The sequence below is a fragment of the Gardnerella sp. c10Ua_244 genome (genome assembly GCF_055818055.1).
Genome location: NZ_JARFVS010000002.1, coordinates 233,102 through 257,490, shown reverse-complemented (window position 1 = coordinate 257,490; position 24,389 = coordinate 233,102). Strand labels below are relative to the sequence as shown.

The following is a 24,389-nucleotide window of genomic DNA, read 5'->3' as shown; positions in this document are numbered from 1 at the left end:
AACATCGTTTACGATGTAGAGTTAGATAATGTAAAAGCTCCCAGTGATATACGCTGGGAGCTTTTATTATTGAGTTAGATAACAGAGGAATATGTTTTATGGTTTTTGTGGAGATTCTGAAGATGGTGGAGGTCCTATTAGGTCCGCTTTAGCAGAGGAATCTTGGTCGCCCTTTTTTGCTTTATCATTCGGATCTTCTTGACCACTATTTCCTTTAGGGTTTCCGTCGCCAAATCCGTCTTCGCTGCCTTTTGGATCCTTATCTTTTTCTTTGTTCTTTTCCTGTTCCTTGTTCTTGTCTTTGTCTTTTTCCTTTTCCTGTTCCTGCTCCTTCTTCTTGTCTTTTTCCTTGTCTTTGTTCTTGTCTTTGTCTTTATTCTTATTCTTCTCAGTTTTCTGTTTCTTAGTGTCTTGAGTATTTGTCTTCGGCGCTGGGGTTGGCTTTGGCTTTGGTGGGACAACATTTGAACGCTGAATTACAATTCCAGTTGACTCATTTATCTCTTGCTTCTTTGTTTCTTCGTCTTGCTTGTCTTTGTCTTTATCTTTTTTGTTATTTTCATCGATTAATGTAACAGCCAACTCGCGCACTCTTTTTGCTTTGACTGCATACCATTCAGAAGCAGCTAAAGCTTCTACGCTTTGGGAACCAAGTTCTTCAGGAGAGTTTGCTGTGCAAGATACTGCGTCAGGAACCTTTTCGCTCATGATTTTAGCAAGTTCTTTTGCGTTATCAGAGTCACCTTTTGTGAGATCTGTTATTATGCTGTTATGTACTAAACTTTTCCATACGGCTTTGGCTTTAGAAACTTGTGCAACTTTTATTTCGCACTGTTTGCGAGCTGCTTTAGTGCGTTCAGTCTGCTTCATATACCAAAGTGTGCCAACTGCGCCAAGAGCTAAAGCTAGCACAACAATTCCCACAATGAGAATAATGAGCTTTTTCTTTTGACTCTTTTCAACACTATCGGAGCTATGTTGATTCATATTTGTCCTCTGTTATCTATTGCTGCTCAACATTAGCGCATTTAAATACGCAACTTGTTTATATAATACGCCAAAATGTTTATGTTAGCCACGCTCATGAGCACTAAACAATCAAGATTTTGCTTGTGGATACAAGTCGTAATATTTAACGCAAAAAGCCACTGGAAAACCAGTGGCTTCATGGCTCCTGCGGCTGGGCTTGAACCAGCGACCATTCGATTAACAGTCGAACGCTCTGCCAACTGAGCTACGCAGGAATATCTTGTACTCAACTAAGCGCTGTGCACAAGACATTTATATTACACGTAATTTTCAAAGATGCAAATATGGCGTGTTTTGGCGTGTCGAAACAGTGATTATAAGCATATGTTTTATCCACAATGCTTTAAAAGCTTATGATTTTCGCAAATTAGCTGCAAAACTTTTATAAAAGTCGTTTTATAAAAATATGGATGGGGAATATATGTGTATTCGCAAAAATTATGAATTATATTACAAAATATCTGCCTGTTTGGGGATTTTTATAATCTCAGTTATTTTATTAGATACGCTGTTTTTACAACCCGAAATTTCGCAAAATAGTCATCATCTTAAATATTATGTTGTAGAATCTGCTGTGACATGTTGCCACAAGTGTGCTCTTTCTAAAGGCTCTTATAGCGAAAAAACATGCAAGTCAGCTATGCAATGGCCTGTAAAACCTGCACGAATAGTAAAAGCTTTTAATCCTCCGCCTAAACCTTGGATGGCTGGGCATCGCGGCGTAGATTTAGCTGCAAGCACAGGGACTCCTTTATTTGCGCCTGCAGATGGCGTTATTAGTTTTGCTGGTAAAGTCGCTGGCAAATCAGTTGTGACTATTAGGCATGGTGAACTGACATCCACTTTTGAGCCTGCTGTAACAAAGTTTAGCGTTGGTGTTTTTGTGAAAAGAGGCCAGAATTTTGCACATGTCGAAGGAGGTTCGGACCATTGCGGCACAACTTGTGTGCAGTGGGGTTTAAAACGTAAAAATCGTACATATGCTAATCCTGAAAGAATGACTGTTAAGCGTCGCATTGTGCTTAAGCCTGTGGAATAAGCAAAATACTATATTTGTATCGTAGATATTTGTAGATAAATGAACAAAATTTATTACAATCTTGTAGATATTCGCATATGCGAGGGCTTGCAAATCGCGTATAGTAAAGATATACATCAATTCAGCAGATAGAGGAGCTAATATGCAAGAATATTCTCGTCCACTTGATGAGTCTATTGATACAGATGTTAATGTTTTCTCACTGCTAGAAGAGCGAGCAGAGCGCAATCCTAATGGTTCTTTGGTTGAATACGTTGGAGCTGACGGCGTTTGGAAGTCATATACTGCTCAAGAATTTAGAGATAAAGTAATAGCTGTCGCTAAAGGCTTTATTGCTAGAGGGGTAATGCCTGGTGACGCTGTGTCAATTATTGCTCACACTTCATGGCAATGGACAATTCTTGATATGGCTATTATGTCTATAGGCGCATTGACAGTGCCAATTTATGAAACAAGCTCTTCGTTGCAAATACAACATATTGTTCAAGATTCTCAAGTATGTTCAATATTTGTGGAGTCTCCTGAAATGTTGCCGAAAGTAGAGGCTGTTCAAGAAGAATGTCCTACTCTTCACGACGTATATGTGATGAATCGTGGTGCTATCGACGCGTGCATTGAATACGGTAAAGCAGTAACTGATGCTGAATTTTATGAGCGAGTGCACGCTGTTAATGGAAGTGACATAGCAACAATTGTGTACACTTCAGGTTCAACTGGTGAGCCAAAAGGAATTGAACTTACTCATAGCAATTTTGTCTTTATTGCTAAATCAGGTGTTATTTCTATGCCAGACATTGCGTTAAAAGGCAGCCCGCGTCTTTTGCTGTTCTTGCCTCTTGCGCACGTTTTTGCTAGGTTTATGCAATTGTTCTGCTTTGCTGGAAATATAACTCTTGGTTTGACGAGTAATTTGAAAACTGTATTGTCTGATTTTCAAACTTTTAAACCAACATTTATTCTTGGGGTTCCACGCATTTTTGAGAAGATTTACAATGCTGCTTCTCAAAAAGCAGGCAGGGGAGTAAAAGGTTTTATTTTTGCTTATGCGTCTAAGGTTGCTCGCGAATGGTCTCGCGCTCAACAGTCTAGTTCAATGGTTCCTCCAATGCTTGCTCTTAGCCATTCAATATGTAAAAAATTAGTGTATGCTCCACTACTACACGTATTTGGAGGCTCTGTTTCATACGCTATTTCGGGCGGTGCTCCTTTAGATTTGTCGATTGCACACTTCTTTAATGGCATTGGTTTGCCTCTTCTAGAAGGCTATGGAATGACAGAAACTTGTGCTCCTTCTATGGTGAATCCTACGACAGGTTATCGCATTGGTACCGTTGGTTTGCCTGTAAAGGGTGTATCTGTTGCTATTGCTGATGATGGTGAATTGTGTATTAAAAGTCCTGCAGTGTGCAGAGGCTACCATAATAATCCTGAGCTTACCAAACAGCAGATTGTAAATGGCTGGTTGCATACTGGAGATTTTGGATCTTTAGACGATGACGGTTTTGTGCGTATTACAGGCAGAAAGAAAGATCTTATTATTACTGCTGGCGGTAAGAACTTATCTCCAAATGCGTTAGAAGCTTCATTAATGTCTTCACCTATTATTTCTCAAGCTGTTGTTATCGGAGACAGGAAGCCGTTTGTTTCAGCAATTATTGCGCTCGATTTATCAGAAGTAAATACTTGGCTTTCTTCGCGTGGTGCATGCCCCGTACGGTCTTTAAAAGAAGCTTCACATAACGGTATTGTGCGAGCAGAAGTTGAACGTGCTGTTAGCAAAGCAAATGAGCTAGTTTCTAGAGCTGAGTCTATTCGCAAGTTCGAAATAGTTCCAGATGAGTTTACTCAAGCAAACGGTTTGATTACGCCAAGTTTAAAGGCGCGTCGTCAAGTTGTTGTAGAGCGTTATAACGACCTTATCGAACACGTTATTTATGCTCCACGCAAACGTTAGCTGTGTGTAAATTCGTGGAATATAGCTTGACTATAGCTTGAAGCTATATTCAAGCTGCAGATTGCGTTCCACAACTTATATTTCACAACTTGCGTTCCATAACTTGCGTTCAAAAATTGTATTTACAAGCCTGCGTCTGCTAATGATACGTAACCTGGGTCAATTAAACGTGACTTTAGATTTGTTGCGCTTACTGCCACTAGTCGCTCGTTAACAGTAGGGACAGTTTCCCCGTGTTCAATTTTTGTTTGCACTGTAGCGATTTTTTTGTCAAGTTTACCGTTTCTGTTCAAAGAATAACAAGTAGCAGTAAGATCTTGAACAATCTGCTTATGATTTTCTATAGTTGTCATCCATTGCTTTCCGCTCACAATGTTTGGCATAATATTTTTGTACGCGCCATAACCAGTTATTACTGGCCATTTCTTTGCTTCTGATTCTTCTTCCTCATCTTTTTTCTGCTGTTGTCGTAATTCTTTTTCGGATTTCTTTGCAGAATCTTTTGGAGCAGGAACTGGTCTTTTATTAAGATCTCGTTTCCCTATGAAGTTTCCGATAACGTCCGGCAAATTGAAAGATGGGTTTATATCTGCTGCGCTTCCTTCATAACCGAGATTGTTTAGTGCTTGTACGGCTTGTAAAGCAATTTGATCATCGAGCGCAATAATTCCATCAACGCGATGCCTTGAGTGTGAAAAAAGACTTGTACTTTTCGTAATTCGTTTTGTTAACTCATTTTTCACAGAGTCAGCTACATCTGCGTCGAAAGCAACATTGGTCCAGTCTTTTTCGCTACTATTCACATTCAATCTTCCAGAAGTGCTTATTAATGTTCCAGAAGCAAAATATGGTCTCAAAACTTTCCAAATGCCAGCGAATGCTTCTTCAGCAAAATCATCATGGAATGCTGTTTCGCTATTTGCATGCGTATTGTTGTTAGAATCATCATCTTCGCTTGCTTCGTCGCTGTTATTTTGTTGATTGTTATTGTTTGCATTAATATTTTTTTGATTGTGACATGGCAAAAGAACTTCAATATAGCGTGGATTTTCTTTAGTTGCACGATCTAGAGCGATTTTTTGTATCAGAGTTGTTGCTTGAATTTCGCCAATGGTTCTTGCGTCAGATAAATGGAACATCACATCAGGTTTGAAACCGCTAACATTCCGTGAGAGCATAACAACGTGGATTCCCGCCTTTTTTGCTAGGCGAAGTGAGGATGCCAATCGTTTTTCTGCATTAAGCTCATCTTTAGATGATTGAGAGTTATCGTCGTTTTGTAAATTTAAGTCCTGAGTATTTGATTTTTGTGTATTTTCAGAATTAGACGCAGGCAACGTTGCATAATCTCCATAGTTATTATTGCCGTTTTTGCTAGTCCATGGAGCTATAACAATTGTCGTTTTACTTAATTGTTTTTTGATTTTTGAATTTTCAGAAACAGAATTGTGCTTTCCTGAATTATTCTGTTTTGCATTGTTCAATGAGCTTAGCAAATTTACTACATAATCTTGCACATCGCGGCTTTGTTCTGAAAGGCTAGAAGAAGTTTTAGTAGTAATAGAATTATCGTCAAATCCCTTATCTTTTAACGATTTTATTAATTCTGGAACCAATATGTCCCACGTGCTTAGAGGCTTATTGCGTGTTATTGCTAATCCGTCTGATGGAGTAAAAACAATAACGTTACCGTGATTCGCTTGTTCTTTATTTTCAGATTTTAAAGAAGTTTTTGTTGAACTTGCGCACGAGCTAACAACAAAAAGCATCGTAACTAATGCTGCCAGCATAACTAAAGAACGATGCATAGTTCTGTTGCACAAACGAATCATAGTAGTGACCTCTCGTTTCGTGGTCTATCTGTTGCTGTCTATATGTGATCTACTTGTAACTATCTTCTAACATTGTATATAGCCATGTGCTAAATACTTACATTGCTATTTTAGTGAGCAAAATTATCTTATAGAACTTTTTATAAGACTTTCGCACATATTACGGTATTCGCTCACGTAGCCTCCGCCAAAGAACACGCAATGTCCTGCAATAGGGTAGAGCTGCCAAATAATCATGCGCTGCTCAGAACCTGCTTTAAGTGGATGAACAGACTGATAGCCGTCTAAAATCTGCCTAAAATAGCTGATTCCAAACAGATGAAGCATAGCTAAATCTTCTTCGCGGTGCCCACCATGTGCTGCAGGGTCGATAAGAACAGCTTCAGTGTGTTCGCCGTCTGAACTTTTAGTCCATAACACGTTTCCGCTCCACAAGTCTCCGTGAACTCGAGCAGGCTTATCTTCTGCAGCTTTTCCTAATAAATCAGGCAGCGCGTTAATAACTTCGTTTGTAAGATCTAAATCGCTTTGAGTAAGCTCTCCGCGAGCAATACCAAGCTCAACCATAGGGCGCAATCGTCCGTCCGCAAGGTAGTCAATAACGTTACTCCAAGTGCCAGTTGGCATTTCAACTGGATCACTTAAAGGTCCAAAATAGCATGTGCCATCGTAATCTGCTGGTGCTTCACCAAAATATTTTGCACCGTAATCGTGCATATGAGCGAGCGCTGCACCAAACTCAAATGCAGCAAGTGGTGTTGCTGAGTGAGTGTCAATGCGCTCAATATTAAGGTAACCGTTTCCCCAATCAAATACTTCAGCCACTCTAGGGCCGCCGTATTTGTGAGCTTCAGAAAGCCATTTTAAGCCTTTACCTTCGCATTCAAAGAAACGCTCAGGCGCGTATAATCTACTTTTCTTATATATAGCGTTGTTCATAGAAGCCTTCTTATCGTAGTAGTGCATACGAAACATGCGCTACATACTTAATAAAATATTTATTAATAAATTAAATTATTCCCAAACTCACTATTTTACTGAAGTATTAGCACAATGAGCGATGCTGCGTTTAATTTGCAATAAGATTAGTACAATACTTACGCCAAGTAGGATGTGTCCGATTCCTGCTAAACCAGTTATGGCAAAATCTATAGATGGACTGAGATGTAGACGTAGTACTTGTGCAATTCCACGAGTAACCATCATTAGTGCTGTGAGGTTGAGTCCAATATGATAAGTTACTAAGATTCGTGTAGTTTTTTCGTTACTAAAACTGAAGTTTTTCTCAACTAGTATAAGTAACAGAAAAACAACCATGCCAAGCATAAAGTAGTGTGTGTGAACTACAGCAAGCATACTTTTTGCATGGAAAGCATTAAATTTTGTAAATTCGCGATAAAAGACGCCGCCAATCATGGCGAGGACAGCATACAACAAAGACGTATTAATATAACGTTTCATAACATGATTCATAGTAACTTCCTTACGTAGAGTGATAGTCAAATATTCCTTAGTAATGTTGCTGGTGTTACAAGTGTTTGTAAGCACTATTGCATAGTATGAGTGTTTTTGTAATGCGGACATACAGTTTTAACAAATTGATATCCAAAAAGCAATCCTGCTAAGGCTAATGCGGAGCCTAATCCCGTATAAAACACGGCAATAAAGCGTTCTGGAGCGATATTTGTTGCACGAAGAACAATTCCAAAAGTCATCATAAAAGCCATGATTATAAAAGATTTAACGTCAAAGAATTTAAGGAAAAACTGCTTTTCTTCCACATAGCCGTTAATTCTTTGAGTATGTTTTTTAACGAGTTTTCCAAAAATAAGGAATTGGAATATTGCAAAAACTAATAACGATAAAGCGTAATTTAGTGGCTGCAAATAATTTGGGTATGCCAATAAGCCAATCTTAAGAATATTAAAACCAGCAGCTCCCCAAACTAAGCAAGCAATAAGAAGTAACGTATTTTTTTGTACTTTCAATTCACAACCTCTTTAATATTTATAGTTTTATTGAATTTTACCTAATTTTCTAATCTTTATTTGCTCAAAAAGTTTATTTACTATTGTAATGATTTATTTTGCGAAATAATCATAAAATCTTAATCTTGTGCGCATATTAGGAAAACTTACGTTAAAACCACATATTTTCTTAATAAAATATCAACAAAACTTGTAAAAAGTGTTGCGTAATGACGATATTAGACGCTATAGTCCTAGGGTATGAACGACAACGATCAACAGTATGCAACAGCTGACAACAAAGCTACTATTGCTGAGCCAGCTTTTCGTTACAACGCGCAGCTCGCACAAGATATTGAGCAGCGCTGGCAAAAAACCTGGGATGAACAAGGCACGTTCTGGGCTGCTAATGTTAAAGGCGATTTGAAGGATGGCGAAGGCAAGCTTGCTGACGGTCGTCCTTCTTTCTTTGCAATGGACATGTTCCCGTATCCTTCCGGCAAAGGCTTACACGTTGGACATCCTCTTGGATATTTGGCAACGGATGTTGTAAGCCGCTACCATCGCATGAAGGGTGAGAATGTTCTTCATGCAATGGGTTACGATGCTTTTGGTTTGCCGGCGGAACAGTACGCTGTTCAAACTGGTCAGCATCCGCGCATCACCACTGAGGCGAATATTGCTAATATGCGCAGACAGTTGCATCGCATGGGCTTGAGCTTTGACGATCGTAGGTCTTTTGCAACGATTGACACAAATTATGTGCGTTGGACGCAATGGATTTTCTCGAAGCTTTATGACGCTTGGTATGACACTGATTTTGTGCGCAAAGACGGCGGAAAGGGTTCTGCTCGTCCGATTGTTGAACTCGTTGATGAGTTTAAGAGCGGAAAGCGCGAAATTCCTGGTTTTGCAGGCAAAAAGTGGGAAGAGCTTAATAAAGTAGAGCAAGCGGATGTATTAAACAATTTCCGCATTGCTTATATTTCTAAATCTCCTGTAAATTGGTGCCCAGGCTTGGGAACTGTGCTCGCAAACGAAGAAGTTACTGCAGAAGGTAAATCTGAACGCGGAAACTTCCCAGTATTCCAGCGCAACCTTCGCCAGTGGTCCATGCGAATTACCGATTATGGACACCGCTTGGTGGAAGATTTGAACACTATTGATTGGCCAGAAAAAGTTAAGCTTATGCAGCGAAACTGGATTGGTGAATCTCACGGTGCATCTGTGCACTTTGAAGTGCCATGTGCGGATGGCGAAACGCGCGATTTGGAAGTGTACACTACTCGTCCAGACACGCTTTTTGGCACAACTTTTGCTGTTGTTTCTGTGGATCACCCAATTCTTGATCATGTTCCAGAAGCTTGGGGTGCGGACGTTCCAGAAGGCTGGAAGGGCGGTTACGCAAGTCTTAAAGAAGGCTTGGCAGAGTATCAAGCTCAAGCTCGCGCGAAGACTGCTAAAGATCGCACGGAAGACGCAGGAGCAAAAACAGGCTTGTTTACGGGTCTTTATGCAATTAATCCTGTAACTGGAGCAAAGCTTCCACTGTTTGCTGCTGACTACGTGCTTATGGGCTACGGCACAGGTGCAATTATGGCAGTTCCTGGCGGAGACCAGCGCGATTATGATTTCGCAAAAGCATTCGGTTTGCCAGTAATTTACACTGTTGAGCCTTTGCCTGATTCCGAAGAAAAGTTGGAGGATTACGAGGGTAAAGCTCCGTTTGTTTCTCACGACGGAATTGTTATCAACTCTTCTGTAGAGCATACGCACAAGCTCGGTGACGAATTGTCTATTAACGGTTTGCGTGTGGACGAAGCAATTAAAAAGGTGACGACTTGGCTTGAAGCTGCAGGCGTAGGAAAAGGTAGAGTTTCTTACCGACTTCGCGACTGGCTGTTCTCTCGTCAGCGCTACTGGGGTGAACCATTCCCAATCGTTTACGATGAGGACGGTGTTGCTCACTTAGTGCCGGATAGTGAGCTTCCAATTGCATTGCCGGACGTTCCTGATTATCAGCCAAAAACTTACGCTCCAGACGACGCAAATTCTGAGCCTGAAGCACCTTTGAGCCGAAACGAGGATTGGGTAAAAGTTCAGCTCGACCTTGGTGACGGCGTAAAAACCTACTATCGCGACACCAACACTATGCCAAACTGGGCTGGTTCTTGCTGGTATTACATGCGCTACTTGGATCCAAACGACGCTGAGCATATGGTTGACAGCGATGAATATGACTACTGGATGGGCACAAACCGTCCAGGCAAAGAGCATGTTTCTGGCGGCGTTGACCTTTATGTTGGTGGTGTAGAGCACGCAGTTTTACACTTGCTTTACTCCAGATTCTGGCATAAGGCGCTTTACGACTTGGGTTACGTGGATTCTGCTGAGCCATTCCACCGCTTGTTTAACCAGGGCATGATTCAGGCTTACGCTTATACGGATGAGCGCGGACAGTACGTTCCTGCTGACGAGGTTGAAGAAGGCGCTTCAAACGGCGCTGGCGAGCCAACCTTTACATGGCACGGCGAGAGCGTGAACCGCGAGTTCGGCAAAATGGGCAAGAGCTTAAAGAATATTGTGACCCCAGACTACATGTACGAAAACTACGGTGCAGATACGTTCCGCTTGTACGAAATGAGCATGGGGCCGCTTTCTGAGTCTCGTCCGTGGAACACGCGTAACGTTGTTGGTGGTATGCGATTCTTGCAGCGCTTGTGGCGTAACGTTGTGAACGAAGAAACCGGAGCTTGCGTGGTAACTGACGACGCTTTGGATGAGAAGACGTTGAAGATTCTTAACAACACAATTGCAGAAGTGACTGTGGAAATGGAAGCAATGCGTCCAAATACTGCAATTGCTAAGCTGATTGTGCTTAACAACCACTTGACTTCGCTTCCTCACGTGCCGAGAGCAGCTGTTGAGCCGCTGGTTCTTATGTTGGCTCCAATTGCGCCGCATATTTGCGAAGAAATGTGGAGCAAGCTTGGACACACAAAGTCGATTGCTCACGCAGATTGGCCTGTTGCGGATTCTCGCTACGTTGGTGAGGATAGTGTTACTGCCGTTGTGCAAATCAAGGGCAAGGTTCGTGCAAAGCTTGAAGTTGATCCAAATATTGATGCTTCTGAGCTTGAAAAGCTTGCGCTAGAAGCTGTAGCTGATCGCTTGGGCGGTAAGGCTCCGCGCAAGGTGATTGTGAAGGCTCCGAAGATTGTGTCTATTGTGCCAGATGAAAGCTGAGTGTCAAGGTTAAAGTCGGCTTAATTAAGCTGCGCATTGACTTGCCGGAGCGCTCAAAGCATAGCGCGCGTAGGCATTTCAATGCGGAAACTCGCTTAAGTTGGAAGTCCAGTGGACTTCCAACGCGAGTTTCGTAGCGAGCGCGTTAACCGCGCGAGCGATTTTTCGTGCTTCACAGCATTTTTTTCGAGGTTTCTGCGTTAGTAACGAATAAGTGGGGTTATACGTTACTCGCGAAGTGCGGTTTCTGCGTTAGTAATACGATTGTAAAAGATAGCGGTGTTGCTAATTTTTTGCTTTTAACCACAGGCTCGTATTTTTGTTGCGAAGTGTTATAAGTTGCCCAATAGTTAAGTTAAGAACTTTAAGAGTTGGGGGATTTATGGAAGACTTTGGGCAGAATTTTGGGCAGAATTATGCGTATAATTTTAGGTTTAATAAGCCTGCGTCTGATTTGCCTCGGAGACGAATTGCAACGTCTTTAGAAGAATTTTCTAACAGTAATTTTGGTAAAAATTTTAGTGACGATTATTGCGAAAAAGCTTGTAATTCTTTTGATGAAGAAATTATAAGTAGCAAAACTTCTCCTAGATTTCACATGAAGCCTGTGCATACGCTTGCTTTAATGCTGATACTAGTTGCAGCTCTTTGCGCAAGCCTGACAATGCTCATTTCTCAATCCTTAACATATCAACGAGTTCAGAACGAAAAAGCAGACGCGTTTGCAATAGAAAACGACGATACTAGTCGCGAAAAGCCTTCTTTTAATAATGTAAAAGATAAGAATAAAAATGATGATGAAGAAAAAAGCGTAAGTAATGAAAGTGACGAAAACAGCGGAAGTGACGGAAACAACGGAAGTGATGGAAGTGATGTGAGTAAAGGCAACAACGGCAGTAAAGGGAACAACGGAAGCAACAAAAGCGACAATAGCAACAAAAGCGACAGAAGCAACGAGAATACTGCTTCTCATCAAAGTAACACTGGCAGAATCAATATAAACACTGCAACGCTTGATCAACTACAAACCTTAAAAGGAATCGGCCCCAAAACTGCTGCGCGCATTATTGCTCAGCGTAAAAGAGTTGGTTATTTTCGCAGTTTAGAAGATTTGATGCAAATTAAAGGAATTGGGCCTAAAACCTTGAATAAATTCCGTGGGAATGTTGACGTCAAATAGGTGAATTATGCGAGAAAACGTAGAAAAAGTAGAAAACGTTTCTGGAAGTCGTGACTTTCGTATGATTCCTGTTGCTGCAGCGTGCTGGGCTGGGTGCTTAATTGGAAAATTCTTATGCGATTTTACTATAATTTATTGCATTTCAATAGTTTTATTCAATGCAACTATAGTTTCGATTTTTATATTTTGCAAAAAATTTAAGTTTTTTATATGGCGTAGAACAGTTTTAGTGATAATAAACGCTTTTGTAGCTGCGTTCATGCTTTCGTACATAACTCAATATGTGATATCTGGTGACGTTATTATGCGAGAAATACGCGGCAATAATCCTACTAAAGCACTGTATTCTCGAGGAAATAATGCCGGGCGCGCACATTTTGCAGAATTTACAGTAGTTACTCCTGTGCGCTCGTCTAGAAGTTTTAAAGGAGATTGCCAAGCGAATGTTCAAGTGCATAAGTTTGATGCGCAAAAAAGTTACGTTCAAGCGCGACTGTATGCGTATTCGCCAATATGCAAGCAACTTAGCTATGGTTCGAGCCTAAGCGTTCCTGTTAGCGTGAAAGCTTCGAGATTTGATAGTAGTAAGCCTGAATTGCATGTAGAAAAAACTCAACGAAATTTGCATGTTGTACAAGACTCAGACTTTTGGCATAAAGCTGTTAGTAATTTGTGGAAATCGTTTTATGACGTAACAAATAAGCTCGATATGCAAGGCAGAATGTTGGTTCCTGGAGTAACTGTTGGCATGCTTGGGCAAGAATATGTGCCAGTAGAGGATGCAAGTTCACTTGAGCCGGTCGACGAAACTTATGCGAATATGACGCGTCAACATTTTCAACATGCTGGAATCATGCATGTTATGGCAGTTTCAGGTGGGCACTTTTTGCTACTTAGTATGATTATTCGCAAGTTTTGCGCACGATTACTGTTGCCTCGTTGGTCTACATCTTTAATACAAATTACGTTGCAAATTGCTTTGGCTGCAATAGTTTACCCTTCTGCATCTGTGCTTCGAGCGTTAATTATGGGAATAATATCCGCTGTTGCGTGGTGTTGCAAACGTCCATACCAGTCAGTTAGTGCTTTAAGTTGGACTGTTATTGGAGTGTTACTAGTAAACCCTTCGTATGCTTGGGATTATGCTTTTGCTCTTTCTTCTGCAGCAACTTTGGGAATTGTTGTTATGGGAGTGCCGATTTCTAAAACGCTTGCAAAATATATGCCATCTTGTGTTGCTTCTGCGCTAGCTATAACGCTTTCTGCACAATTTTGGACTATGCCAGTGCAAATTCTTATGCAACCGGAAGTGTCTTTTATGTCTGTGCCAGCTAATCTAATAGTCGCTCCTCTTATGGATTGGGCAACAGTGTGCGGCTTAATTTCACTAGTTTGTGCGAGCTTTAACGATGGATTATCGCTTATTTTCGCAAGAGCTTCATCAATTGGAACAAGCTTTATGCAAAAGTGCGCGTGTTGGTGCGATGAAGTATCTTTTGGCGTGTTTCCATGGATAAAAGGTGCTGCAGGAGCGTGGGCAATGTTGTGTGCAGAATTTGTGATATTGGCTTTGTTTATGCTAGCTTTGCGAGCTTTTCGCAATAAGTATTATGTTCAAAGAGCTAGCATAATTGGTCAACTGTGGTCTGCTTCGGCAAAGCGAATGTTACGAGAAGCAGAGAAAATTTTCGAAGAGTAGCAAACACGCACGCATATTCGAATGCAATATTATGATGGTTAAGAGTTGGTTGGTTTAAGGAGCATTATGGCAGCAAATGATAAGCGCGCGCAACGCGTTATGCCAGTTACGCTGGTAATTGGAGGTGACGCTTACTTAAACGAGCTAAATGCTCGAAATGTGCGTGAAAAAGTTCAAAAAAGTGCTCCGGATGCTGAAATTATTGAACTTGATGTGTCAACTGCGGATCAGTACGCATTTGACGAAGCTGTAGGTCCTTCGCTTTTCGGTGACGGAACGATTGTAATAATAAATAATTTGCAACAAGCAGACGAGTCTTTAGTGGACGCAATCGAAAATTTCTGCAAACAAACGCAAAATAGTGAAAATAGCGAAAATAATTTTGTAGACTCTTCTGCAACTTGGGTTATTGCACGTCACGAAGGTGGGCTTAAAGGAAAGTCTATTATTACGCGCCTTACGAAAGCTGGCGCAAACACAATTACAGTGCCGGATCTTAAAAAAGACGATGCCAAGCTCAACTTCGTTATGAGCATATTTGAGCGTCACAATCGAAGCGTTGAGCCTCAAGCAGCACAACGTCTTGTGTCAGTTTTGGGAAGTAAAACAGGGGAGCTTGCAGCATTATGCTCGCAATTATGCTTCGACTATGACGATAATCCAATAACGCTTGATATTGTCGACCGATACTTGATTGCAGATCCGCAAGTTACCGGCTTTTTTGTTGCAGATAAAGCTGTTGCAGGTCATGCAGGTTCTGCTGTGCTTGCAGCAAGAACTGCAATTGCTCAAGGAGTTGACGCCATAGCATTAATAGGTGCTTTAGCTGCAAAAGTACGCGTAATTGCGCTCGCAATGGCAATTCGCAACGGCACGATTTCTAGTGCTGAAGCGAAAGTAAACCCGTGGGCGCTTAAAATGGCAATGCGTCAGCTTGCTGGATGGAATAGTGCAGGTGTTTCTCAATGTTTGCAATCTTTAGCTTGGGCGGATGAGCAGTGCAAAGGCGGATCTAGTGATGCGAATTATGCGCTTGAAAAATGTATTATGCTCATTGCGGCTCGAGGAAATTAGAAAGCGTAAATTAAGAATCGTAATTAAGAATCGCAAATTAATAACTGCAAATTAGAAAGATTGTGTTAAGTATGAAAGAAGAAACGGTGTCAGAACAGCAAAAAGTTTGTACTGTGCCTACGGATACTAATATGCGCGAACTTGGTAAAGCTGTGGCAAAACTAGTTAAAGAAGGCGACGTTCTGCTGCTTTCTGGCCCTCTTGGAGCTGGTAAAACAACGTTTGCGCAAGGTTTTGGCGCAGGGCTTTCAATTAGTGAGCCGATTGTGTCTCCAACTTTTACGATTGCGCGAGAATTGCATGGCACTTTTGCGGATGGCAAGCCTGCGACGTTAATTCACGTTGACGCTTACCGTTTGGGTGGCGAAGATTTTGCTCCGGGTCAAGATACTGTTTCGCGTTTGCTTGACGAGCTTGAATCTTTGGGGCTTGACGAAGCTTTGGAAGAGCCGGGAGACGGCACTGTTGTGCTTATGGAGTGGGGTGAGCAAATGGCTGGAGTGCTTGCTGCTGAGCGTTTAGAAGTTCATATTGCAAGACCTATTGATTCTTCGCAAGTAGACGATTTTACTAGCGATGGCGAGCGAATCGTAACTTTAAAAGCTGTTGGCAAGGATTGGCTTAATCGACTTGCAAAATTGTAATTAAGAAATAGGCAGAGTAATACGCGAGTAATACATAAGTAAATAACGCAAGTTGTGCTAAGCGAGTAAGCTAGTCTGGTACGTGATTTCGAGGAATAAATATGAGTAATACGCTGATTATTGACACATCATTTGGCTCTACTGTCGGAATTGTGGGTCATGAGCCGATTGTTGAAACCGACTCGCGCACTCACGTGGAGCGTTTACAAGTAAATATTGCAAAAGTTGTGGAGGACGCGGGACTTAAGCCTTCGGATATTGATCGCGTGGTTGTGGGAGTAGGTCCTGCTCCTTTTACTGGTCTTCGCGCGGGATTGGTTGCAGCGAAAGCGATCGCGTTTGCAAATAATGCTGAAATTTTGGGGTGTGATAGTCTTCTTCCTCAAAGTTTGATGATGCGCTCTGGTGCGTTTGAAAAAGCTCGCAAAAATGGCGTTATTTGCAAGGATTTGCTACTAAATATTCCGGATTCTGTGGATTTTTGCGACTCTAATATTCGTCACTACGTGCTTTCACTAAATGATGCGCGCCGTCGCCAAGTGTACATGTCCTTGTATGACGGCGAAGGCAATGCGCTGATAAATATGGATATTGACTATCCGCAAAATGTTGTGGCTCGTGTGAATGAGTATTTAGCAAGCAAAAATTGCGAAAATTATTGCGTGTATGTGCTCGGTCACGGTGCTAAAAAATACGTTGAAGATTGGCGCAATATTGCCAATGTTGGCGTTATTGCTGAAGTTTGCGCGCTTGACTTGGGTGTGCAAGGTTTGCAAATTTTCGAGCAATGCTCTTTGGAATGTGCAAATAAAGATGAGTACGTAAAAGCTGTTGAACCGCTGTATTTGCGCCGTCCGGACGTGTCTGTGCCAAATCCGCTTAAGCATGTGCTTGGCTCTGGCGAAGCGAATAAGGCAAAAGAGAAATAGAAGCGTTTTAACGATTTGAGTAATTATGATTGTTGATATAACGCGTTCTCAATTTCCAGTAGTAGCCGAGAATTGCAATATAGTTCCAAAGTGCGATTTTACTTGCGATGAGTTAGCGCAAAAAATAGCGCCTATTGAAGCTGACTTGTTTGGCAAAGGCTCATGGAATGAGAGCATGATTTCGCAAGAATTACAAGCTCCTATGCGCGCGTATTACGCTCAAATCGACGAAAATACGCATACGTTATGCGGGTATGCTGGCTACTGGTTTGACGGCGATGACGCGCAAATAATGACAATTGGCGTTGCAAAACAATATCAACGAAAAAGCATAGCCTCTAAGCTTTTGTTGATAATGATTAAAACTGCAAAACAAATTGGTGCTAAACGCATGCTGCTAGAAGTGCGAGTTGACAATGTTCCTGCGCTCGCGTTGTATGAACGTTTTGGTTTTAAGAAAATGGGTTTGCGAAAACGTTACTATCAGCCGGAAGGTGTGGATGCGTACACAATGTGTGCTGATCTAACCGCAAAAAATAACGGAACTGAGGAATAACGAGGAATAACGAGGAATAAAATGAGCGAAGCAATCGTATTGGGAATTGAATCAACTTGTGACGAAACTGCCGCAGCTATTGTGCGCGGACGCACGCTGGTGTCAAATGTGGTGGCATCTTCAATGCAAGAGCATGCGCGCTACGGCGGTGTGATTCCAGAAATTGCTTCTCGTGCGCACGCTGAAGCTTTTGTGCCGGTTGTTTCTAAAGCTTTAGCAGACGCAAACATGGATTTAAGCGATGTTGACGCGATTGCAGTAAGCGCAGGTCCTGGTCTTGCTGGCTGCTTAGCTGTGGGAGTTTCGGGAGCTAAAGCATTAGCTTGGGCTGCAAATAAGCCGATTTATGGTATTAATCATGTAATTGGGCATATTGCAGTAACGCAATTGCAATTCGGCGATGTGCCGGAAGATGTACTTGCTTTAATTGTTTCCGGCGGTCACACTTCGCTTCTTCACGTGAACGATATTGCTAAAAGTATTGACGTTGTTGGCACAACTTTGGACGATGCTGCCGGCGAGTGCTTTGATAAGGTTGCGCGATTGCTTGGATTCCCATACCCGGGTGGTCCTCATATTGATAGGCATGGAAGGCTTGGAAATCCGAATACTTTGAAAGTTCCGCAAGGTTTAACGCAAGGTCGTTCCGGCAAAGAGCATCCGTACGATTTCAGCTTCTCGGGTGTAAAAACTGCTGTTGCTCGTTGGGTTGAAGCGCGTGAAGCTCAGGGTCTTGAAATTCCAGTTGATGACGTGTGTGCTTCTTTGGCTAATTCTGTGGCGGAAGTGCTTTCTAGAAAAGCTATGATGGGCTGCGAGCAGTACGGTTCTAAAACGCTTATGATTGGTGGCGGATTCTCCGCTAATTCGCAGCTTCGCGAGCATTTGTTGGCTTGCGGCAAGGAGCATGGAATTGAAGTGCGTTTGCCAGAGCTTAAGCTTTGCACGGATAACGGTGCGATGGTTGCAATGCTAGGCGTGAATTTGGTAGAAGCAGGGGTTCGTCCTTCTGCTCCTGATTTTGCAATCGATTCTGCTATGCCGCTTACGACGGTGAGCTTATAATAGTAGAAATAATAAAAGTCGCGCTAAGAAATCGTGCTCTAAAAATAAGTGAGGTGTTTTGTGCAGTCAGTTAATTCGCGTAGTGGAGTGTTACGAGTAGGTGAGAAGATTCAGTTCACCGATCGTAAAGGTAAGCGAATTACTGCACAGCTTGTTGCAGGCGGGGTTACGCAAACTGAGCACGGTCTTATTTGTCACGACGACGTGATTGGTCAAAGCGAAGGCGTTGTAATTACTACTGTTAGCGCAAAGCGCGAAACGCAACAAACTATTGTTGATCCTTCTAAATCGTCCAACAAACCTTGGAAGGCGGCGCGCGCTATTGGTGGCTGGGATTATGTAGTTATGCGGCCGCGCATGGTTGACTACGTGCTTTCTATGCCTAGGGGTGCGCAAATTATGTATCCGAAAGATATTGCGCAAGTAATCGCTTTAGGAGATATTCGTTCTGGCATGCGCGTTTTGGAGTCGGGGGCAGGCTCTGGCGCGATGAGCTTAAGCCTTTTGGACGCAGTTGGGGAGTGCGGAAAGCTTACTACGATTGAGCTTCGCCCGGATTTTGCACGAATTGCTGAATCTAACGCAACTTTGTACTACGGAAAGCGACCAGAATGGTGGAATTTGCTTACTGGCGATTTTGATTCTGTTGCAAAAACCTTAGATGCGCACAGCGTGGATCGCATTATGCTAGACATGCTTGACCCTTGGAATCGCCTTGAACAAGCACATCGCGTTATTGTGCCTGGAGGCGTGCTTATTGCGTATGTTACGACTACTACGCAAATGTCTCGCATGGCTGAAGCTTTGCGAGAAAGTGGCATGTGGACTGAGCCAGAAATTCAAGAAACATTGGAGCGCACTTGGAAAGCTCAAGGTTTGGCTGTGCGCCCGGATCACGCGATGATTGGTCACACTGGATTTTTGATTGTTTCACGCGCAATGGCTGAAGGTTTTAGTGCTTTGAAGAAGCGTGAACACGGTACTAAAGATACTGTGAGCGATATTGACGATATGACAGCAGAAGAGCGCGCTGAACAGTTGGAAGACTTGTCTTTGCGCGATATTTCGGATCGTAAATTGCGTAAAGTTTTACGTGATTTAGACGTGCAGCTTGCGCAATTGCCGGAAGATTCGCAGTCGCAAGATTTGCAAGATTCGCAGTCTGCACAACAATCAGCGCATAATCAAGCTAAGTAGGAGAGCATTATGGCATCACCAATGAAAAAGCTTATGAAGAAAGCACATCATAGTAAGTACGTTTTGTTGCTGATGCGTCATGCGAAGGCTGAAGCTCCTGAAATGGGCGACGACTGGGGTCGTGGTCTTACTGATAAGGGCTTGAAGCAGGCGAAAATTATGGCAAAAGGCTTGGAATCTTTGAAGCTTGTGCCGAATTATATTGTGTGTTCTAGTGCGAATCGCACTGAGCAAACTTTGAAACGCATGTTGAAGCGTTTTGGCGACTCTCCTGTGGTTGAGTCGCGCAAAAGTCTTTATGATGGCGGCATGCAATCTGTTATGGACGAGTTGCAAGCGATTCGAGGCGATGTTCATACGACGATGATTGTTGGGCATGAGCCGACGATGTCGATGGCTGCGCAGTGGCTTTCTTCGCCTGATTCGGATCCGGATGTGCTTGGGGCGATGCGTTTGGGGCTTGCTAATGCGTCGGTTGTGGTGCTTGTGTCTGATCGTCCATTCGCGACTTGCGGATTGCGCGGTGCTACTGCTCTCGCAATCCTTACGCCCAAATCCTTTGCCTAGCTAAGAATGCGCTGATTTCTGTTGTTCAAGGCACACTAGCATCAGTGCTGCCGCCCACACCACGCCAAAAAATAATCCCCCCGCTGCGCACCCACCCGTAGCTTAATTTCGTGACTTTAGTTGCACGAATACCAGTGTGGTAGAGATTTGAGATTTTTCGCACTGAGCGCGGACGCTCGCGCGGGTAACGCGCTTGCTACGAAACTCGCGTTGGAAGTCCATTGGACTTCCAACTTAAGCGAGTTTCCGCTCCGAGTTGCCTTCGCGCGCTACGCTTTAAGCGCTTCGGCAGGTCGTCGCGCAGAGCCGCAGGCTGCTGATTCGCCAAGCGAAGAAGAAAAATCGAAAAATCTCTGCGATAGACACGGTTATTAAAGGCTAGCATGCAGAGTTTGGGGGATTTCTTTACGAGCACTAAAAGAGGACTGATGGAGCAACGTTCGTAGAGAACGAAGTAGACATGAGAGTCTTTAACAACCAAAGCGACTGAAGGACGGGACGTGCGAGGAAAGAAATCCCCCGAAACTCGCGCCACGTTAATCAATTCGGCGCGCTGGTAATTTCCATTGCTCACATTTCGCCAAGGAAAAGAAACGCGCACGAAATTAAGCATATAAATTAATCTTATAACGACACCCCAAGTTCTTGAATGACCGCATTCAAGCATTTCTTTGCTAGGCTAAAGCGAGTCAAAGAAATTTTTTGGAGGATGTATGTCTACGGTTTTTACTTCGGTTTCCGGTTTTCCACGTATTGGCGCTAATCGTGAGTTGAAGAAGATTATTGAACGTTACTGGAAGCAGGATGCTTCTTTGGATGAAGTGCGTGAAGTTGCTCAGTCTTTGCGAGCTAAGCATTGGCGTTTGCAAGCTGAAGCTGGGATTGATTTAATTCCAAGTAATGATTTTAGCTACTATGACCAAATGCTCGATACTGCTATTTTGCTTGGTGCTGTGCCTGAGCGTTATCGTAAATTGAATTTTGAGCATGCTGAGGATACGCTTTTTGCCATCGCGCGCGGCTACCAGGGTGAGCGCGGAGATGTGACGGCTTTGCCAATGAAGAAGTGGTTTACTACGAACTACCACTATATTGTTCCGGAAGTTGAGAATCCGGAAGGCTTGCATTTGGCTGGAACTAAGCCTTTTGACGAGTTTTTGGAGGCGCGCGCGCAGGGTTTGGAAACGAAGCCTGTGCTGATTGGTCCGTACACTTTTTTGAAGTTGGCTCGTACTCCTGAAGCTCAGGAGTTGGAAGTAACAGAGTCTGTGATTTCGGCTCTGGCTTTTGCTTATGCGAGTATTGTTAAGCGTTTTGGCGAGCTTCACGCAACTTGGTTGCAATTTGATGAGCCTTATTTGGCGTTGGATAAAGAGCAAGGCGATTTGGAGCTTTTTGAAGCTTTGTATAAGCCTTTGCTTGAAGTCAGGAGTGCGGAAGTTAAGCTTCTTCTTAACACGTATTTTGGCAATATTGCTGACGCTTACGAAACTGTGAATAATCTTGGTTTTGACGGCGTTGGCGTTGATTTAGTGGAAGGCAAGGAAGAAAATCTTGCAGCCATTGAGCATTATGGTGTGAACGAAAAAACTACGCTTTTTGCAGGCGTTGTGAACGGCCGTAATATTTGGCGCAACGATTATGCTGTAAGCCTTGGTTTGGTTGACGCTTTGCGCGAGAATATTACGGATCGCGTAGCTGTTTCTACTGCTTGCTCGCTTCTTCACGTGCCTTTTAGCACTGTTGGTGAGGATGCTTTGGGTGCGGATGTGTTGCAACATTTTGCTTTTGCTGTTGAAAAGTTGCAAGAGATTCGCGATATTGCCAATCTTTCTGCAGAAGGCGACGAAAGCCGCAAATCTAGTAACGTTTTGGCTAAAAATCAGGCTTTGTTTGACGGTTCACGCGTGAAAGCAGATTCTGCTGTTGCTAATCGTCTTGCGAATCTTAAAGATTCTGATTTTGTGCGATTGCCTAAGAGGGCGGAGCGTCAGCGTCTGCAAAAGGAATCGCTTGGCTTGCCGGATTTGCCAACGACAACTATTGGATCCTTCCCACAAACTAAGGATATTCGTAACGCTCGTGCTGATCTTCGTAAGGGTGAAATTACTCGCGAAGCTTACGACGAGTTTATGCGCAATCGCATTGCTCAGTGCATTGAGCATCAGGAGCAAATTGGCTTGGATGTACTTGTTCACGGCGAGTTTGAGCGAAACGACATGGTTGAATATTTTGGCCAGCATTTGCGCGGCTTTAAGTTTACGAAGAACGCTTGGGTACAGTCTTATGGCACTCGCTGCGTGAAGCCTCCAATCGTGTGGTCGGATGTTTCTCGCGAGTCTGCAATTACTGTGGAGTGGAGTGCTTACGCTCAAAGCTGCACGAAGCATATTGTTAAGGGCATGCTTACTGGTCCGGTGACGATTCTTAACTGGTCTTGGCCTCGCGAGGATATTACTCACGAGCAGCAGACTCAGCAGTTGGCTCTTGCTATTCGCGATGAGGTGTTGGATTTGGAGCGAGCTGGTATTCGTGTGATTCAGATTGATGAGGCTGCTTTGCGCGAAAAGTTGCCGCTTCGTCGTTCTGATTGGCATAAGAAGTATTTGGATTGGGCGATTTCTGCTTTCCGCCTGGTTCATTCTGCTGTGGCTGCGACTACGCAAATTCACACGCATATGTGCTATTCGGAGTTTAATGACATTATTCGTGACATTGACGCTATGGATGCGGATGTGATTTCTTTTGAGGCTTCTCGCGGTGACTTGGTTGTGCTTGACGCTATTCACGACGCGCATTTTGAGACTGAGGCTGGCCCTGGCGTTTACGACATCCATTCTCCTCGCGTGCCTAGTAAGACGGAGCTTGTGGAGCGTATTCACGAGATTTTGCGCAAGATGCCTGCCGAGAAGCTGTGGATTAACCCGGATTGCGGTCTTAAAACTCGAGGTGACGCTGAAACTTGGCCAAGCTTGGAGAATCTTGTTGCTGCAGCTAAAGAGGTTCGTGCGCAATTGCAAGCTAACAAGCTAAGCAATCAGCAGTGCAATTCTCAGTGCAAGGGGTGAGTTATGCCATATAAGCCAAAGTTTTCGCTGGAAGTTTTCCCACCTAAGCGCACATCTCCTATCGGTACGATTTATGATACTTTGGATGGGTTGAAAGGCCTTGACCCGGATTTTATTTCGGTTACTTACGGCACTGGAAAGCTGCAGGATCGTACTGCTACTGCGCGTATTGCTCATACGATTCGCTCCGAATATGGTATTGACGCGGTTGCTCATTTGACTGCTCGATACCTTGATTATGATGCTGTTGATGAAGCTTTGGAAATGTTTGATAATGCTGGTGTTTCCGGTGTTTTGGCTTTGCGCGGCGATGTGATTGCTGGCCAGGAATCGGCAGGCGTTTTTGAGCACGCTAGTGACTTGGTTTATTATATTCGTTCAAAGCACCCGGATTTGCCGATTTTGGGTGCTTGCTACCCGGAGAAGCATCCGGAAGCGGAAAGTTTGCAAGCGGATATTGATAATTTGAAGCGCAAGGTTGATGCGGGTGTTACGCATTTAATTTCGCAACTTTTTTACGATAACGAGGATTTTTTGCGTTTCCGTGATTTGGCGCGTGCCGCTGGTATTAATGTGCCAATTGAAGCTGGCGTGATGCCTGTTGCGAACGCTTCGCAAGTTAAGCGCATGACGAGTTTGTGTGCGTCTCGCATTACTTCGCAAGTTTCCGCAATGATGGATCGTTGGGGGAGTAATGCTGATTGTTTGCGCGATGCTGGCAGTATTTTTGCTTCTCAGCAGATTAACGATTTAATTGCTGAAGGTGTGGATGGCATTCACTTGTATACCATGAATCACCCGGGCATTGCGCGCAGGATTTGGGCGAATGTGAAGCCGCTGTTTACGAAGATTGGGTAGGTGGTAGCGTTTGCGAGTTTTGGGGGATTTCTTTATTTGCGGTTTTATTTTATGCAAAGGTGAGTGATAGGAATTACTTGTCTCGCAGCGCTACGCTCTTATACCTTATTTGGACTTAGCGGTTGTGTAGTTAAGTTTAGTTTTTTTTACTTACTTTTTCTGCAAAAATAGTATTCGTCAATAATATTATTACTATCGTTCCGCTTTTATATTGCTCGACCAAGCAATTCCTATCACTCACACGTTATAATTCACTCACAATTGTTTTTTGTTGTGGTGGGAAGAGTGCTTGGAGTGGCACATGCAGTAGCACGGATGTTAGTGTTCACTAATCAACAGGAATCAGCGTCTGCGCAGAGCGCAACTGCAAAACTTCATAAACGTGCATGCGTCCTCGCTCAGTGCGAAAAATCTCAAATCTCTACCACACTAATATCCACACGACTGAAGGGCAGTGAGTATTGAAATTTAACATAGAGTGTGTG

The 24,389-nt window shown here is 43.2% G+C and carries 19 protein-coding genes and 1 tRNA gene; 14 read left to right on the top strand and 6 right to left on the bottom strand.

Annotated features, from left to right (window positions below; translation table 11 throughout):
• Positions 1–96 precede the first annotated feature (96 nt).
• Both P0108_RS04235 and P0108_RS04230 read right to left on the bottom strand, forming a co-directional pair.
• Complete coding sequence (locus tag P0108_RS04235) at positions 97–987, bottom strand: flagellar basal body-associated FliL family protein (RefSeq protein WP_410311105.1); 891 nt, start codon at positions 985–987, stop codon at positions 97–99.
• A 181-nt stretch (positions 988–1,168) separates the two neighbouring features.
• Positions 1,169–1,244, bottom strand: a tRNA-Asn gene (locus P0108_RS04230).
• A gap of 206 nt (positions 1,245–1,450) precedes the next feature.
• On the opposite strand from P0108_RS04230, the gene P0108_RS04225 reads away from it, so the two are divergent.
• Together P0108_RS04225 and P0108_RS04220 are read left to right on the top strand one after the other, a co-directional pair.
• Positions 1,451–2,068 carry a M23 family metallopeptidase gene (locus tag P0108_RS04225; protein ID WP_012914292.1) on the top strand — a complete coding sequence of 206 codons (618 nt, stop codon included), beginning with the start codon at positions 1,451–1,453 and terminating at the stop codon, positions 2,066–2,068.
• A gap of 142 nt (positions 2,069–2,210) precedes the next feature.
• Positions 2,211–4,022, top strand: coding sequence for an AMP-dependent synthetase/ligase (locus P0108_RS04220; protein WP_116994664.1), 1,812 nt, complete (start codon positions 2,211–2,213; stop codon positions 4,020–4,022).
• 122 nt (positions 4,023–4,144) lie between these two features.
• Here the strand turns inward: P0108_RS04220 and P0108_RS04215 are convergent, their stop codons facing one another.
• The 4 genes from P0108_RS04215 to P0108_RS04200 form a co-directional block, all read right to left on the bottom strand.
• Positions 4,145–5,854, bottom strand: a complete 1,710-nt coding sequence (locus P0108_RS04215; protein ID WP_004108269.1) for a substrate-binding domain-containing protein — start codon at positions 5,852–5,854, stop codon at positions 4,145–4,147.
• A 123-nt stretch (positions 5,855–5,977) separates the two neighbouring features.
• Positions 5,978–6,793, bottom strand: a complete 816-nt coding sequence (locus P0108_RS04210; protein ID WP_473730843.1) for a fructosamine kinase family protein — start codon at positions 6,791–6,793, stop codon at positions 5,978–5,980.
• 90 nt (positions 6,794–6,883) lie between these two features.
• Entirely contained in the window at positions 6,884–7,327 is a 444-nt protein-coding gene (locus P0108_RS04205; RefSeq protein ID WP_080551015.1) for a DUF2871 domain-containing protein, read from the bottom strand.
• A gap of 74 nt (positions 7,328–7,401) precedes the next feature.
• Positions 7,402–7,842 (bottom strand): hypothetical protein, encoded by a 441-nt coding sequence (locus tag P0108_RS04200; protein ID WP_012914287.1) that lies wholly within the window; start codon positions 7,840–7,842, stop codon positions 7,402–7,404.
• A 240-nt stretch (positions 7,843–8,082) separates the two neighbouring features.
• Between P0108_RS04200 and leuS the strand changes: the two genes are divergently transcribed.
• From leuS to metF, 12 genes are all read left to right on the top strand, one after another.
• Positions 8,083–11,067, top strand: a complete 2,985-nt coding sequence (leuS, locus tag P0108_RS04195) for a leucine--tRNA ligase (RefSeq protein WP_410311107.1) — start codon at positions 8,083–8,085, stop codon at positions 11,065–11,067.
• Positions 11,068–11,449: 382 nt separating this feature from the next.
• Complete coding sequence (locus P0108_RS04190) at positions 11,450–12,247, top strand: ComEA family DNA-binding protein (protein WP_410311108.1); 798 nt, start codon at positions 11,450–11,452, stop codon at positions 12,245–12,247.
• A 7-nt stretch (positions 12,248–12,254) separates the two neighbouring features.
• Positions 12,255–13,946, top strand: a complete 1,692-nt coding sequence (locus P0108_RS04185) for a ComEC/Rec2 family competence protein (RefSeq protein ID WP_410311109.1) — start codon at positions 12,255–12,257, stop codon at positions 13,944–13,946.
• 66 nt (positions 13,947–14,012) lie between these two features.
• The gene (holA, locus tag P0108_RS04180) at positions 14,013–15,020 is read left to right on the top strand and encodes a DNA polymerase III subunit delta (RefSeq protein ID WP_410311110.1); all 1,008 of its coding nucleotides are present in this window, start codon (positions 14,013–14,015) and stop codon (positions 15,018–15,020) included.
• A 71-nt stretch (positions 15,021–15,091) separates the two neighbouring features.
• Positions 15,092–15,664 carry a tRNA (adenosine(37)-N6)-threonylcarbamoyltransferase complex ATPase subunit type 1 TsaE gene (tsaE, locus tag P0108_RS04175; RefSeq protein WP_116440470.1) on the top strand — a complete coding sequence of 191 codons (573 nt, stop codon included), beginning with the start codon at positions 15,092–15,094 and terminating at the stop codon, positions 15,662–15,664.
• A gap of 101 nt (positions 15,665–15,765) precedes the next feature.
• On the top strand, positions 15,766–16,593 hold the full coding sequence (tsaB, locus tag P0108_RS04170; RefSeq protein ID WP_410311111.1) for a tRNA (adenosine(37)-N6)-threonylcarbamoyltransferase complex dimerization subunit type 1 TsaB: 828 nt from the start codon (positions 15,766–15,768) through the stop codon (positions 16,591–16,593).
• A gap of 25 nt (positions 16,594–16,618) precedes the next feature.
• Positions 16,619–17,149, top strand: a complete 531-nt coding sequence (gene rimI / locus P0108_RS04165) for a ribosomal protein S18-alanine N-acetyltransferase (RefSeq protein WP_473730778.1) — start codon at positions 16,619–16,621, stop codon at positions 17,147–17,149.
• A gap of 21 nt (positions 17,150–17,170) precedes the next feature.
• Entirely contained in the window at positions 17,171–18,214 is a 1,044-nt protein-coding gene (tsaD, locus tag P0108_RS04160) for a tRNA (adenosine(37)-N6)-threonylcarbamoyltransferase complex transferase subunit TsaD (protein WP_076002926.1), read from the top strand.
• A 60-nt stretch (positions 18,215–18,274) separates the two neighbouring features.
• Positions 18,275–19,411: a tRNA (adenine-N1)-methyltransferase gene (locus tag P0108_RS04155; RefSeq protein ID WP_076002925.1), complete on the top strand. Its 1,137-nt coding sequence runs from the start codon at positions 18,275–18,277 to the stop codon at positions 19,409–19,411.
• 9 nt (positions 19,412–19,420) lie between these two features.
• Complete coding sequence (locus tag P0108_RS04150; RefSeq protein WP_004108244.1) at positions 19,421–19,978, top strand: SixA phosphatase family protein; 558 nt, start codon at positions 19,421–19,423, stop codon at positions 19,976–19,978.
• 713 nt (positions 19,979–20,691) lie between these two features.
• Complete coding sequence (metE, locus tag P0108_RS04145; protein ID WP_473730777.1) at positions 20,692–23,046, top strand: 5-methyltetrahydropteroyltriglutamate--homocysteine S-methyltransferase; 2,355 nt, start codon at positions 20,692–20,694, stop codon at positions 23,044–23,046.
• A gap of 3 nt (positions 23,047–23,049) precedes the next feature.
• Positions 23,050–23,904: a methylenetetrahydrofolate reductase [NAD(P)H] gene (metF, locus tag P0108_RS04140; protein WP_116994673.1), complete on the top strand. Its 855-nt coding sequence runs from the start codon at positions 23,050–23,052 to the stop codon at positions 23,902–23,904.
• Positions 23,905–24,389 lie beyond the last annotated feature (485 nt).

Bases quoted from the DNA above. Each gene is read 5' to 3' on its own strand.
- tsaE (WP_116440470.1), top strand. From the start codon at position 15,092: ATGAAAGAAGAAACGGTGTCAGAACAGCAAAAAGTTTGTACTGTGCCT.
- metF (WP_116994673.1), top strand. From the start codon at position 23,050: ATGCCATATAAGCCAAAGTTTTCGCTGGAAGTTTTCCCACCTAAGCGC.
- P0108_RS04150 (WP_004108244.1), top strand. From the start codon at position 19,421: ATGGCATCACCAATGAAAAAGCTTATGAAGAAAGCACATCATAGTAAG.
- P0108_RS04205 (WP_080551015.1), bottom strand. From the start codon at position 7,327: ATGAATCATGTTATGAAACGTTATATTAATACGTCTTTGTTGTATGCT.
- P0108_RS04190 (WP_410311108.1), top strand. From the start codon at position 11,450: ATGGAAGACTTTGGGCAGAATTTTGGGCAGAATTATGCGTATAATTTT.
- P0108_RS04210 (WP_473730843.1), bottom strand. From the start codon at position 6,793: ATGAACAACGCTATATATAAGAAAAGTAGATTATACGCGCCTGAGCGT.
- leuS (WP_410311107.1), top strand. From the start codon at position 8,083: ATGAACGACAACGATCAACAGTATGCAACAGCTGACAACAAAGCTACT.
- P0108_RS04220 (WP_116994664.1), top strand. From the start codon at position 2,211: ATGCAAGAATATTCTCGTCCACTTGATGAGTCTATTGATACAGATGTT.
- metE (WP_473730777.1), top strand. From the start codon at position 20,692: ATGTCTACGGTTTTTACTTCGGTTTCCGGTTTTCCACGTATTGGCGCT.
- holA (WP_410311110.1), top strand. From the start codon at position 14,013: ATGGCAGCAAATGATAAGCGCGCGCAACGCGTTATGCCAGTTACGCTG.
- tsaB (WP_410311111.1), top strand. From the start codon at position 15,766: ATGAGTAATACGCTGATTATTGACACATCATTTGGCTCTACTGTCGGA.
- P0108_RS04215 (WP_004108269.1), bottom strand. From the start codon at position 5,854: ATGATTCGTTTGTGCAACAGAACTATGCATCGTTCTTTAGTTATGCTG.
- P0108_RS04225 (WP_012914292.1), top strand. From the start codon at position 1,451: ATGTGTATTCGCAAAAATTATGAATTATATTACAAAATATCTGCCTGT.
- tsaD (WP_076002926.1), top strand. From the start codon at position 17,171: ATGAGCGAAGCAATCGTATTGGGAATTGAATCAACTTGTGACGAAACT.
- rimI (WP_473730778.1), top strand. From the start codon at position 16,619: ATGATTGTTGATATAACGCGTTCTCAATTTCCAGTAGTAGCCGAGAAT.
- P0108_RS04185 (WP_410311109.1), top strand. From the start codon at position 12,255: ATGCGAGAAAACGTAGAAAAAGTAGAAAACGTTTCTGGAAGTCGTGAC.
- P0108_RS04235 (WP_410311105.1), bottom strand. From the start codon at position 987: ATGAATCAACATAGCTCCGATAGTGTTGAAAAGAGTCAAAAGAAAAAG.